This window comes from Paenibacillus sp. p3-SID867 (assembly GCF_025142895.1).
In the GTDB taxonomy this organism is placed as follows: domain Bacteria; phylum Bacillota; class Bacilli; order Paenibacillales; family Paenibacillaceae; genus Paenibacillus_AQ.
In genome coordinates this window covers 1-14,238 of record NZ_JAMBDM010000004.1, presented here as the reverse complement: position 1 = coordinate 14,238, position 14,238 = coordinate 1, and the positions used below count along the sequence as shown (strand labels likewise).

The 14,238-nt window shown below is 50.6% G+C and carries 9 protein-coding genes and 1 pseudogene; 9 read left to right on the top strand and 1 reads right to left on the bottom strand.

Annotated features, from left to right (window positions below; translation table 11 throughout):
- Entirely contained in the window at window positions 1-867 is an 867-nt protein-coding gene (gene ylqF, locus M4D81_RS08980) for a ribosome biogenesis GTPase YlqF (RefSeq protein ID WP_260065760.1), read from the top strand.
- Between the two features lie 255 nt (window positions 868-1,122).
- Here ylqF and M4D81_RS08975 read toward each other — a convergent pair whose 3' ends face one another.
- Complete coding sequence (locus tag M4D81_RS08975) at window positions 1,123-2,163, bottom strand: LacI family DNA-binding transcriptional regulator (protein WP_071220058.1); 1,041 nt, start codon at window positions 2,161-2,163, stop codon at window positions 1,123-1,125.
- 532 nt (window positions 2,164-2,695) lie between these two features.
- On the opposite strand from M4D81_RS08975, the gene M4D81_RS08970 reads away from it, so the two are divergent.
- The 8 genes and pseudogenes from M4D81_RS08970 to M4D81_RS08935 form a co-directional block, all read left to right on the top strand.
- On the top strand, window positions 2,696-3,592 hold the full coding sequence (locus M4D81_RS08970) for an ABC transporter permease (protein WP_260066382.1): 897 nt from the start codon (window positions 2,696-2,698) through the stop codon (window positions 3,590-3,592).
- 16 nt (window positions 3,593-3,608) lie between these two features.
- Complete coding sequence (locus tag M4D81_RS08965) at window positions 3,609-4,490, top strand: carbohydrate ABC transporter permease (protein WP_220684582.1); 882 nt, start codon at window positions 3,609-3,611, stop codon at window positions 4,488-4,490.
- A 52-nt stretch (window positions 4,491-4,542) separates the two neighbouring features.
- On the top strand, window positions 4,543-6,144 hold the full coding sequence (locus M4D81_RS08960) for an ABC transporter substrate-binding protein (RefSeq protein ID WP_260065758.1): 1,602 nt from the start codon (window positions 4,543-4,545) through the stop codon (window positions 6,142-6,144).
- 86 nt (window positions 6,145-6,230) lie between these two features.
- On the top strand, window positions 6,231-7,706 hold the full coding sequence (locus M4D81_RS08955; RefSeq protein WP_260065756.1) for a glycoside hydrolase family 32 protein: 1,476 nt from the start codon (window positions 6,231-6,233) through the stop codon (window positions 7,704-7,706).
- 34 nt (window positions 7,707-7,740) lie between these two features.
- Window positions 7,741-8,625 (top strand): ROK family protein, encoded by an 885-nt coding sequence (locus tag M4D81_RS08950; RefSeq protein ID WP_260065754.1) that lies wholly within the window; start codon window positions 7,741-7,743, stop codon window positions 8,623-8,625.
- An 88-nt stretch (window positions 8,626-8,713) separates the two neighbouring features.
- Complete coding sequence (locus tag M4D81_RS08945) at window positions 8,714-12,553, top strand: GH32 C-terminal domain-containing protein (protein WP_260065752.1); 3,840 nt, start codon at window positions 8,714-8,716, stop codon at window positions 12,551-12,553.
- A gap of 225 nt (window positions 12,554-12,778) precedes the next feature.
- Entirely contained in the window at window positions 12,779-13,396 is a 618-nt protein-coding gene (locus tag M4D81_RS08940) for a ribonuclease HII (RefSeq protein ID WP_074961831.1), read from the top strand.
- Window positions 13,397-13,476: 80 nt separating this feature from the next.
- Window positions 13,477-14,238: pseudogene (locus M4D81_RS08935) on the top strand (hypothetical protein); the annotation flags it as partial.

Genomic DNA, 14,238 nt, shown 5'->3' with positions numbered 1-14,238 from the left:
TTGACAATACAATGGTTTCCCGGACATATGACCAAAGCGCGCCGCCAAATTCAGGAGAAGCTGAAGCTGATCGATGCTGTAATTGAACTGATCGATGCGAGGCTTCCGCTCTCAAGCCGAAATCCCATGATTGACGAGATTTTGCAGGGCAAGCCGAGGCTCATTATTATGAACAAAGCCGATTTGGCAGATCCTGAGGTAACAAGGCAATGGCAAGCCCATTTCAAAGAAAACGGCTTAACCGCCTTCCCTGTAGATGCATCCACGGGGACAGGTGTTAAGGATATTCCGAATCAGATCAAGCTGCTGCTGAAAGAGAAGATTGACAAACAAATCGCCAAGGGCATGAACCCGCGAGCTATGCGGGTATTGATCGTGGGGATTCCGAATGTAGGCAAATCCACGCTGATTAACCGGCTTGCCGGCCGGAACATCGCCGAGACGGGAGACCGTCCGGGTGTCACCAAAGGGCAGCAGTGGATTAAGGTTGCCGGCGGTGAGATGGAATTACTGGATACACCCGGTATCCTGTGGCCAAAGTTCGAGGATCAGAATGTAGGGTACCGCCTGGCGGTCACCGGCGCCATTAAAGAGGAAATATTGAATGTAGAGGATATTGCTTTTTTTGCGATTAAATATTTCTCCAACTATTATTGGGAATCGATGAGCGAGCGCTTTGATCTTAAGGAGCGCCCCGCGGATCTGGATAACCCGGATGAAATTGTCGCGGTCATGGAAGCGATCGGAAAAAAACGCGGCTGTATCGTAAGCGGCGGAAGAGTCGATCTGGAAAAAGCCTCAAGCATTTTCCTGCGTGAGCTTCGCGCAGGTAAACTAGGGCGATATTCCATGGAATCGCCTTATTGAATCGTTAACGGAGAATGGGAGGATGAACTGCCTCTCACTCCAGCTCAACCCGAAAGAACCGTTCTGCCCGAATACCGGGAGAACGGTTCTTTTTTTAATAAAAGGATAAACATCGGAAGCAGGACCACATTATCGGCAGAAAAAACGTTCTTTCATCGTGCTCCGACCTTCTGTGCAAGTATATCGCAGCGTCTTTCTTGTGGGTAAGCGGGAAGTCCATGATGGAGTTTCAAGCCCTTCTCCTTCTGCAATCCCCTAGTCTGTTTTTTCGGTCGATGCCCTGAAGAGCGGTTTTGTTTGGATATGCGTGACTTGATAGGGTAACGCCGGTTCTTTCACCCGGGACAACAGCATGTTGGCCGCAGCAATTCCCATTTCATCGCTATAGATATGTACCGTTGATAAATGGGGTTCAACGATGCGCGATTCAGGCGCATTATCGAAGCCGCATACGGCAATGTCGCCGGGGATGGCGATATGGTTATTCTTCAAGGCTTTCATCACATTGACCGCAATAAAATCATTGGCGCATACAAAAGCGGACGGCATCTGTTTCATCTGTTTCAGCCGCTTCTCCATCCAGTCGGACTCGGAGAAAAACTCACGGTCCGGGTTTAGAACACATTGTTCCAGATCCAGCCGGATCCCCATTTCGGTCAAAGCCCGATTAAACCCCACCCAGCGTTCATTAAAGCTCTTGCAATGATGGATGTCCCCGATAAATCCCAAAGACATGTTGCCCTGCTCAATGAGCCGCCTGGTCATGTGGCAGGTGCTGTGTTCATTCTCCATCAGTAGTAAATCCGCCTGCAAGTCCGGGTAGAACATGTCAGCGGCACAATCGATAAATACGGTAGGAAGGCCGAGGCTTGTGAGCTCCTTGCTGTATTCCATATCAAATAACTCAATACAGATGATTCCATCCACTTTGGAGGATTCAAAATTGTTAGGCAGCGTCCGAGAATTTCGATCGATGTCCCGGACAATATGAATGGACAGGTTATAGCCTTCCGCGCTGATTCGTTTCTCAAGCCCGCTGATTAAGCGCGAGCCAAAATGGGAGGTGCTCGGAAGATTCGCCGTAAGAAGAGCGATGTTTCCCGGGTTTTTAGTCAGCAGGTTGTCCGTCTCCATGAAGGCAAATTGTTTGTATTTCAGTTCGATCGCTTTTTTGATAACCCTGCTGCGCGTCTCGTCCGGAATACTTTCGCTGCCGTTCAAAGCTTTGGATGCCGTATTTCTGGAGATCCCCAGTGCATCCGCAATATCTTGAATTGTGACTTTTTCTTTCGTCATGTATCTGATTTCACCTCAAATGATCAACTTCATACCAGTCTCGTTGTTTCTTCCAGGCGCTATTGACCTGAATATCTTAAATCAAATGTATAATAGATTAGCTAAAATAGCAACCTCAACTTTACAAATGCACAATCGATTTAACATTTAAACAACCGTGATTTAGTTGAAATCGACTTCGTTATTCCATTACATTTGTTAAAACATCATCTAACAAGGATGGAAATGGTGGGAATCCGTAATTTTGCGTAATGAACGACATGGATTACCCTTGTTTATGGCAAATGGATGAAGTAAACGAACAATGTATATTGCCAATTGCACAAATATATTTTTACAAAAACGATTGACTGAAGTTACAATATTTGATAAATTGTAAAAGCGACATTCAACATAAGTGAAAAATGAAAGCCTTTTCTGTAAGCAATATGTAAACTTCTCTAGAAAGAACGGGGGAACAGGTTTGGAAAATTCAATGGAACCAGCCAACCAGGGGGCAGGGATAATCAGAGAACGGAGTTCTGCGGGGCGAATGCTCGCTTTCATCAAGAAAAACTATTTTCTGTACATACTGCTAGCTCCAGCGCTTATATTGACCCTTATTTTCAAATACGTCCCGATGTACGGTGCCGTTATCGCATTTAAGGATTTCAGTCCCATTAAAGGGATTCTGGGCAGCGAGTGGGTTGGGCTCAAGCATTTTGAAAAGTTTATCGCCTCGCCGAATTTTGACGTCATTTTTATGAATACGCTTAAATTGAGTTTTTTTGGTCTGATCTTTAGCTTTCCGGTGCCGATCCTGCTTGCGCTCATGTTAAACCAGGTTCGGAGAGCGGCAGTCAAGAAGAATATTCAGTTATTCCTGTACGCACCCAATTTCATCTCGGTGGTCGTGATTGTCGGGATGCTGTTTATCTTCTTGTCGCCAACGGGGCCGATCAATCAATTGGTCATTTGGATGACGGGAAATCCGTTTATGTTTATGTCGCAGCCGGAATATTTCAGGTGGATTTATATCCTATCGGATATATGGCAGAGTGCCGGGTGGGCCTCCATTATCTATGTGGCTGCTCTTGCGAATGTGGACCCGGAGCTGCATAACGCGGCCAGCCTGGACGGAGCTAATCTTCTCCAGCGCATCCGTAATATCGATCTGCCCACGATTAGGCCGATTATGGCGATCGTCTTCATACTTGCGGCAGGGGGCATTATGTCGATTGGCTTTGAGAAGGCTTATCTGATGCAGACCTCCATGAATCTTCCCACTTCTGAAATTATCGCTACCTATGTATACAAGGTCGGCTTACAGTCAGGCGATTACGCGTACTCGGCAGCGGTTGGTTTATTCAATTCCATCATCAATGTCATTTTGCTCGTGACGGTTAACTTTATTGTCCGAAAACTCAATGGAGGCGAAGGCCTCTACTAGGAAAGGAGACATATTCATGGCCGTTAAACATTCACGCTTCGACCGCTTTCTGTTGTCATTAAATGCAATCTTTTTAACGCTTGCCGTACTGGTCGTGATCGTTCCATTGGTTTACATTGTCGTTGCTTCGTTCATGGATCCCACCGTACTGCTGAATCAAGGACTATCTTTTAAAATTTCCGATTGGAGCCTGGAAGGATATCAGATGATCCTGTCCAATCCTGCGATGCTTCGCGGATTTGGCAATGCGGTGTTCTATTCAACAGCATTTGCACTTCTTACGGTCACGGTTTCGGTCTGTGCGGGATACGCCCTTTCGGAGAACCGGCTGGCCGGACGACACTTCTTCATGACGCTGTTCATTATCACCATTTTTTTCGGAGGCGGACTGATTCCTACGTACTTGCTCGTGAGGGAGCTTGGCATGCTCAATACGGTATGGGCCGTGATCATCCCGGGTGCGGTGAATGTGTGGAATATCATTTTGTCCAGAACCTTCTTCAAAGGGGTGCCGAATGAATTGAAGGAGGCTGCTAATGTGGACGGGGCTTCCGATATGAAGATCTTTGTCCGGATCGTTCTGCCGCTATCCAAGCCCATTATCTTTGTGCTCGCGCTGTATGCTTTTGTTGGCCAGTGGAACGCATTCTTCGATGCCATGATCTATCTGGACGATCCCAAACTGCACCCGCTGCAGCTCGTTCTTAGATCGATTCTGATACAAAACCAGGCTGCGCCCGGCATGATCAGCGACCAGCTTGCGATGGCGGAGCTGAAACGGCTTTCGGAAATGATTAAATATTCCGCTATCGTGATATCCAGCCTTCCGCTATTGATTATGTATCCGTTCTTCCAAAAGTACTTCGAGAAAGGTGTTATGGTTGGCTCTCTCAAATAGCGGGCCGCCTTCAACATAGTAATCCTAATACATGATTTGGGAGGTCATTGATATGAATAAGAAGGGATTCAAGAAACAAAACCGCAAAAAAGCGGTAACTCTGACAGCTCTGGCAGCCGTGCTGCTCTTGTCCGGGTGCGGCAAGGGCGGGGAAGCCTCAAATGAGTCGCCGGACGGTAAGGTCACCCTGAACGTCCTGACGCAAAGCTCGCCGCTGGCTCCTGCCGATCCTAACGAGAAGCTGATCAACAAGCGGCTGGAGGAGAAAACGGGCATTCACATCAAGTGGAAGAACTATACAAGCGATGTATTTGCGGAAAAACGCAATCTGGCCGTCGCGAGTGGCGATTTGCCCGACGCCATCTTTGATGCGGGGTACGGAGATTACGATCTGCTGAAGTTGGCAAAGGACGGAGTTATCATCCCCGTGGAAGATTTAATCGAACAGCATATGCCCAATTTAAAAAAAGTCCTGGAGGAAGCACCGGAATACGTCAACATGATTACGGCACCGGATGGACATATCTATTCTTTTCCATGGATCGAGGAGTTGGGTTCAGGGAAAGAGCGGATTCAATCGGTGGATAACTTCCCCTGGATTAACGTGGAGTGGCTCGACGCCTTGGGGCTTGAGATGCCAACCACCACGGAAGAGCTAAAAACTGTATTGAAAGCGTTCAAAACCCAAGATCCGAACGGCAACGGACAGGCGGACGAAATACCACTGTCCTTCATTAATAAGCCGGGGGGTGAGGATCTGACATTCCTGTTTGCTTCATTCGGCTTGGGCGAGAACTGGGATCACACCGTCGTTACGGATGACGGGAAGGTCGTGTTTACCGCCGCCGACGAGGGGTATAAGGAAGCCATAGCATTCATTCACGAATTATATGAAGAGGGATTAATCGACATCGAAGCATTCCAGCAGGATTGGAATACCTACCTGGCCAAGGGAAAGGACCACCGGTACGGCATGTATTTTACATGGGATAAAGCTAACATTACGGGCATGAACGAAACGTATGATCTGATGCCGCCGCTTGCAGGGCCAACCGGCGAGATCAATGTAACAAGGACGAACGGAATCGGTCTTGACCGGGGAAGATTGGTCATTACCAGCAGCAACAAGAAGCTGGAGGAAACGGCCAAATGGATTGACGCGATGTATGAACCGCTCCAATCGGTTCAGAACAACTGGGGAACTTACGGTGACGATACGCAGCAGAATATTTTTGAGCTGGATGAAGCCAAAGGGATGCTGAAGCATCTTCCGCTTGAAGGCACGGCTCCGGTAGAGCTTAGGCAAAAAACAAGCATCGCGGGGCCGCTTGCGATCCTGGACGAGTATTATGGAAAATACACCACGATGCCGGATGATGCGGCGTGGAGGCTCAAACTCATGAAAGACGTCATGGTCCCGCACATGAAAGCGGAGAATACATACCCGAAAGTGTTCTTCTCCATCGACGAGTTGGATCGCTTATCCACGATCGAAGCGGACTTGTTCCCTTACCTGGAAAGAATGCGCACCGAATGGTACCAGAATGGAAAGGTAGATCAGGAATGGGATGCTTACCTGAAGGAATTGGATCGACTTGGACTTCAGGAGTGGCTGACGATCAAGCAAACGGGATACGACAGAAACATGAAGTAACCGTGTGGAATGCAGCGGCCGCTCATGCATATCGTTGAAGTACGGCCGTAAACCCACATGATAACGATAATGAAGGAGATCACCGAATGACGAACACGGAACAGCAAAACTATCGAAATGCCTACCATTTTTCACCTCAGAAGAACTGGATGAATGATCCTAACGGCATGGTCTATTTTAATGGGGAATACCATTTGTTTTATCAGCATCATCCATTTGGCACCACATGGGGACCCATGCACTGGGGACATGCGGTCAGCAAGGATCTGGTTTCCTGGGAAGAGCTCCCCATTGCGTTAGCGCCCGATGAGCATGGCACGATTTTTTCGGGCAGTGCGGTTGTGGACTGGAACAATTCTAGCGGATTTTTCGACGAAGGGCCCGGGCTTGTGGCGATTTTCACTCACCATCATGATGCGCCGGGCGCGCAGCAAATGATTCAGTATCAAAGTCTGGCGTACAGCAAGGACGAAGGAAGAACCTGGACGAAGTATGAAGGAAATCCGGTCCTTAGCCATGACAGCTATATTGATTTTCGGGATCCCAAAGTGTTCTGGCATGAGCTGTCATCGCAGTGGGTGATGATTGTGGCGTGCGGACAGACGGTATGTCTCTATCGATCTTCCAATTTAATAGAATGGGTATTTGCCAGCGAGTTTGGAGAGGGCATCGGATTTCATGATGGAGTATGGGAATGCCCCGATCTGTTCCCTCTTACTACGGAGGACAATGAAATACGATGGGTTATGCTTGTCAGCATTGGCGATGATTCGGCTTTTGTCGAGGGCTCCAGAACGCAATATTTCATTGGAGATTTTGACGGAACAGCGTTTATTCCGGATAAGCGCTCCAAGGGTGATGTGCGGTGGCTGGATTACGGCAGGGACAATTATGCCGGAGTAAGCTGGTCCGACATTCCTGCAGCGGATGGCAGAAGGCTGTTCATTGGCTGGATGAGCAATTGGAAATACGCAAACTTGACACCAACGGATAGTTGGAGGGGTGCCATGACCTTGGTGCGGGAACTTAAGCTGGAGATGCTGGAAGGTGAGGTCATGGTAACGCAGCAGCCGATTCGTGAAATCGAGAAGTATCGTCATGAGGTGCTTTCCTTGCGTGATATAGCCGTGGATGAGGCTGCTGTCCGATTAGCGGCTGTAAGGCTGGAGAACTTCGAGATCCTTGTCCGCTTTGATCCAACATCTTCGCTTGGTTTGAAAGTAAGGGCAGGATTAGGACAAGAAACGTTGGTCGGTTGGGATGCAAGGTTAGCCGAAGTATACGTGGATCGCAGCCGTTCAGGGCAAGCGGATTTCCATAAAGATTTCCCCGGCAAGCATGCGGCACCGTTAAAGACACCGGGCTCTATGCTGGAACTGCGGATCTTCGTGGACCGTTCGTCCGTGGAGCTGTTCGCGGATCGCGGGCAGGCGGTGATCACGGATTTAATTTATCCTGATGCTGCTTCAATGGGAATAACCGTATTTGCCGATGATAACCGGAAGGTTATAGAATCCCTCCATATCTATGAGGTTTCTTCATCTGGTGGCCAGTTAAAGTAATATGAATCGATAAGACACAAGGAGATCCGGCAGTATGCGTATTGGAGCAATGGAAGCGGGTGGCACCAAATTTGTTTGCGGTATTGGAAGTGAAGATGGAATCGTCGAGGACAGTTTCAGCTTTCCGACAGGACAGCCGGAAGAGACATTATCCAGAGCCATTTCCTATTTCAAGGATCATGAGGTAGAAGCCATTGGCATCGGGTCATTTGGCCCCATCGATCTGAAACCGGAGAGCCCGTCATACGGATATGTAACGTCAACACCGAAACCTGGATGGTCGCATACAGATGTCCTCGGTAAGATGAAGTCGCATATGGACATTCCCTATGGCTGGGATACGGATGTTAATGCAGCTGCTTTGGGAGAAGCGATTTGGGGAGCAGCGAGAGGGCTAAGCAGCTGCGCTTATTATACGGTGGGTACAGGTATTGGTCTCGGCCTTTATGCCGAAGGACGACTGGTTCATGGATTGGTTCATCCGGAAGGCGGCCATGTTCCCGTTAAGCGCCATCCCGAAGATGCTTTTGCAGGAGCCTGTCCTTATCATGGCGATTGCCTGGAAGGATTGGCAGCAGGGCCGGCGCTTGAAGCCCGATGGGGGTTGAAAGGACATCTGCTGCCGGCCGATCATCCCGCTTGGGAAATCGAAGCCTATTATATAGCGCAATCCATAACCGGACTGATCCTGACGAATTCCCCGGAGAAGATCATACTGGGCGGCGGGGTTATGCAGCAAGCTCAGCTGTATTCCCTCATTCGTGCAGAGGTGAGGCGCAATTTGAACGGATATGTGCTTGCCGACGAAATTGTACACGATATCGAGAATTATATAGTTCCTCCGGTATTAGGCACCCAGTCCGGTTTATGCGGCGCATTGGCTCTGGGAATCCGGGCATGGCAAGATTCGCAATCATAAACAGGTTCGTCATTAGGAGATCAGCCCGAGTGTTCGGGCTGTTCCTTCCTATATAACGTGTGGTAAAGAATCGAAACGAGGTGGATATATGAAATTACCGCAGAATGTACATACCATGTTGCTGCGCACGATGTCTGCGATCACGATGACCTTATTGCTGGCGACAAGCGTCATTCCGGATTCGGCATGGGCTGCGTCAGCGATCCAAGAAGCGAATGCAGCTTTGAAAGGGAAAGGAGAAAACGACATTTTTGAAAGCGCATCCAATGTAAAGACCAACCTCGAAGGGTGGCAGTTGAAGGGCAATGGCAATATGGAACAAACGGCAGAAGGTTTACGGCTTAGCTCCGATTCAAGTGAGAATGCAGCGGCGATCTCCGCAACCAGAGCAGATGATTTTGTCTATGAAGCCGATGTGATGATTACAGATATGCAAGCAGATGCTTCGCTGGTCTTTCGTTCAAGCGTTGACGGCTGGTCATCGTATATGCTGCAAATCGTACCCAGTGCAGGCTTGGTTCGCCTCAAGGATGCCCGCGAAGGGAACGGAAGATTGAAGGTTGAAAAAGCGCTCTCGTTGAGTCAAGGGGAAATCGTTCACCTAAAGGTCAAGGTGGTAGGCAGCAATATCAAGGTATTTTGGGGAAACCAATATGAACCGATAATGGAAGTCGATGATACGGCTTATTCCACAGGACACCTGGGTCTACATGTGTGGGATGGTTCCGCCCTGTTTCAAAATATCAAGGTGAGCGAGTGGAAAGGCAACCTGTTCGGACCGGTAAATACGAGCGGGGACTGGCAGCCTGACATCAAAGGGCTTAAGGGATCGGCATCGAAAGGGCTCGAAGCCTACAGAATCTATAAGAATGCGGCTGCGGATCATGTGCTGGAAGGCAATATCACCTTAGGGGGAGAGGCTGAAGCCGGGTTCTATTGGAGAGGGAACGACCAAGGAACGGAGGGATACGAAGCCATATTCAGGAGAGCGGATAATCAGGTCCGGGTAACGCTGGAAACCTCGGATGGAAAGGTGATCGGCGCATCGAGCCGTACATACCCAAGCCTGCCCACAAGTGCGCATCATGTGGAGATCCACGTCTCCGGAGACAGAATTCAAATCGCTGTAGATGGTTACGAACCGGCTGCGATCCGCATATCCGACGGAAGTTATGCGGGCGGATCGATCGGGATGAAGGTAAAGTCCGGAACGGCTTACTTTCAGGACGTGTACGTAACCCCGATGGCGGATTATTATACCGAGGAATACCGCCCGCAGTATCACTATAGCCCAATCCGAGGCTCGGCAAGCGATCCGAACGGATTGGTCTATTTCGAAGGGGAGTATCATCTCTTCCATCAGGACGGAGGCCAGTGGGCGCATGCGGTCAGCCGGGATCTGGTGCATTGGAACCGGCTGCCGATCGCACTGCCTTGGAACGATCTCGGACATGTCTGGTCGGGTTCCGCCATAGCCGACACAACGAACGCTTCAGGTCTGTTCGGGGATTCTGGAGGCAAAGGACTCATTGCCTACTACACATCCTTCAATCCTGATCGGCCGGGCGGGAATCAGAAGATCGGACTTGCTTACAGCACCGATCACGGACGGACCTGGACGTATTCGAAAGAACGGCCGATCCTCATCGAGAACCCGGGCAAACAGGGCGAGGATCCCGGAGGATGGGATTTTCGCGATCCCAAAGTGGTTCGGGATGAAGCCAACAACCGCTGGATCATGGTGGTATCAGGAGGAGATCATATCCGCTTCTATACCTCCGGCAATCTGGTCGATTGGACCTTAACGGACCGTTTCGGGTATGGGGAATATATCCGTGGAGGCGTGTGGGAATGTCCGGATCTGTTTCAGCTTGCCGTGGACGGCTCCGGTCAGCGTAAATGGGTGTTGATGATCAGCAGCGGCGCTAATCCGAACACCCAAGGCTCCGATGCGGAATATTTTATCGGCGATGTGACGCCAGACGGCAAATTTATGAATGATCATACGGCGGGGACCGTGCTGAGAACGGATTGGGGCAAGGAATTCTATGCTTCCATGTCCTTCTCCGACTTGCCGGACAATCGAAGAATCATGCTGGCATGGATGACGAACTGGGATTATCCCTTCAGTTTTCCAACTTCAGGCTGGAAGGGGCAACTGACCATCCCTAGAGAGCTGTCGCTCAGAACGACGAGTGAGGGGATACGTCTGCACCAGTCTCCAATCTCTGAGCTTGAGACCCTCCGGAATACGGTAATCCATGTGAACAACAGGGAAGTGACGGAGACCTCGCAGAATGTTCTAAAGGGAATTCAGGCAGGCGCGTTTGAAATCGAGGCGGAAGTCGAGATTCCTTCGGACAGCAGCGAGCTGGAATTCGGCTTCCGTCTGCGGGAAGGCGGCGGACAACAGACGGTGGTTGGTTATAACAACTCTGCGCATCACATGTTCATTGACCGTTCGGCATCGGGAACCACGGATTTCTCCAGTCTGTTCTCGACCGAACACAAAGCTTTGCTGCACCCCATAGATGGAGTGGTCAAGCTGCGTATTTACGTCGATGAATCTTCTGTCGAGGTGTTCGGCAATGACGGAAACGTTGTATTCTCGGACGTTATTTTTCCGGATCGGGTCAGACGGGGGTTGAGCTTTTACACCCAAGGCGGCCAAGTGAAGCTGAAATCCCTTCAGGTGCATGAGCTGGATTCCGTGTGGAGGCATCTTGATCTATCGGAACCTGCTTCCCGAATCCTGTTGGATTCATACGAGCTGGACCTGTCCCAGGGAGAGACCGAAGCGTTGTACGCAGCCGTGGATCGTGTCCAGGGCAACGGGAAGAAAACTTTGGTATGGTCATCCAGTCATCCCGATACGGTCCGGATTGTTTCATCCGATGAGACCCATGCCGTATTGAAAGCTTTGAATTCGGGAGAAGCCGTCATTACGGCATCAACCCCAAACGGAAAAATATCAGCGAGCACCCGCGTGTTAGTCTCGAGCGGAACGTTCAAAACGAATCTGACGGGATGGAAACCGGATCTCAAGGCCTCGAAGTGGGTCCTTACCGAGCATGGAATCCGGGGCAGCCATTCAAGCGATGCCAATTATATGGCGCAAGAGAAGGCAGGAGACTTCACGTTCGAAGGAGACATGCGGCTTGGAGAAGCAGGCGGTGCCGGGTCCATGCTGTTTCGGGCAAGCGAGGACGGACGAAGCGGATATTATCTGAATCTGGATCCTGGTATGAAGGCGATTCGGCTCTTCTACATGGTCGAAGGGCGATTTGAGGAACGTCAAGTCCTGGCCAGAGTCCCCGGCTTTATCCAAGGAGGAAGAACCTATCACCTGAGGATTGAAGCGAAAGGTCCGCATATTCAAGTCGACGTGGACGGGAAGACGGTAATCGATGTGATGGACGGGACATTTGCCGAAGGGCATTTTGGCGTCAATGTGTTCGGCGGACAAGCTTCCTATCAAAATGTCTACGTCCGTCATTCGTCTGAAGCTCGTCTGACGAAAACCAGCTTCACGAACGAAGCCGTGAACCAGGCAATCTATACCGAGAAATCCGTAAACGGCGAATCCGTTACCGTGAAGGAATCAACGGGTACGGGGAACCCGTTATGGGTATTGGTACCAACAGGAGAGGACGATACGTATTCCATTCGTACACCAGAAGGGAAGGCTTTGGATGTAGATACCGGGCAGAACCGGATTCAGTTATACACATATCTCGGTTATAACAATCAGCGATGGCGAGTGGAACGTCAGGAAGATGATACGGTAACCATCCGATCCGTGCACGATGGCCGGGCGATTGCCGTAAGGGCTGACGGTTCGGGGCTTGAAATGAATGAGCCTGATGCCGGTTCGGATCGTCAGCGATGGCGGCTTGGCCCTGAAGCCGAGGGAGCGATAATCGAATAAGGGGAGAGCTGCCGTTGCCGGCGGCTCTTTTTTTCGTGGGATTATAACCGACAGTTCGGCGATGCACGAACCAATACCTGCCGGGATGCAGGCCGGGATAAAAGGGTGACGCTCCGTGGCGAGTATGATACTCTAGAAGAGTTACTAGATTGATAGAACAGATAGGATACACCGTGTGCACGAATAGGTAACAAACGGTAATTCGGAACCAAAGGGGTTAAACCTATGACAGATTTATTGATGTACGAGCGTGAGTATTGGAGCCGTTATATACATATTGCAGGCATCGACGAGGTCGGCCGAGGCTGTTTGTTCGGCGATGTGGTCGCAGCAGCGGTCATTTTGCCGGAGGGATTAGTGATTGAGGGGATCAACGATTCGAAGAAACTCAGTGCCAAGAAGCGGGAGACCCTTTATGACCTCATTATGGAACAGGCACTGGCGGTCGGCGTTGGTTTGGTGGACGCGGAAACGATTGACCGCATTAACATCAAACAAGCCGCAAGGCTTGCCATGAAGATGGCGATCGAGCAATTGGCTGTTACTCCCCAGTTTTTGCTTGTTGATGCTGAGAAGGTGGAATGCGATATTCCCCAGCGTGCCATCATCAAAGGTGATGCTAACAGTCAGTCCATTGCCGCGGCATCCATTATTGCCAAGGTGACTCGTGACAAATTGTGCGAAGGGGAATGGGAGACGCGTTATCCGGAATATGGAATTGCCGTACATAAAGGCTACGCTACCAAGTTTCACCGTGAACAGCTGCAGCTGCACGGACCTACCGCGATGCACAGAAGAAGTTTTCTGAAAAATATGGAGATTGAGCAATTGTCCCTATTCTAGATTTCGATGCAGCCCGCCCTCGTCAAAAGGCGGGCTGCTGCCGATATATAAGGTATACAGAAGGTGTGGGAGGAACTATCGTGAACATCGGATCGTTGATTCGCGGACTCCTGGGTGAGCAGAAGCCGGGAGACGCCAAGATGTTGGAACTTAAGCCGGGTCAGGTCGTTCGCGGTGTCGTTATGAACGTATCGGAGGACGGGCAGGAAGCTGTGGTGCAGATCCAGGGCGTTCAAGTGAAGGCGAAGCTGGAAACGCCGCTTCGAGCCGGGGAAACCGCTCTACTGCAGGTTCAGCCGCCAGGAGAGGGAGGGACGGCCGTTCTCAAGCCGCTTAGTCAAACGCCAGGACAGCCGCTGTCCCCGTCTTCCATGGCTGAGGTGCTGGATTTTGCCGGTCTTCCGGATACGAAGGAAAACCGCGAAATGATCAAGGGTATGCAGAGCGCGGGAGTCCCGCTGACGAAGGACAATATCGCCATGTTCCGTGAGGCATTGGCCGTGAAGCCTCCGCAGATTCCCGCGGCGGAATGGGCGGAGTCGGCTGCGATCGCGTTTCACCGCGGACTGCCGATTACCCCCGAAAGCGTGAAGGGACTGCATCAGGCGGTATTCGGACCCCAGCTTCATCAACTGCTGCAATCGTTGGAGCAGCAGCTAGCGTCTGTTTTAAGCACAGGTAACGGAGGCTTGGTGGATGCGGGGAAACAAGCAGCATCCGCTAAGCCTGCTACGGCTGCTGGCGCGGAGGCCTCCGCTGCGGTACCGCAGCAAGGAGCTGCTGCGAATGGCGCAGCCGGCAGTGCCGCACAGGCCGGCTCAGGTCAGCAGGCGTTGCTGACC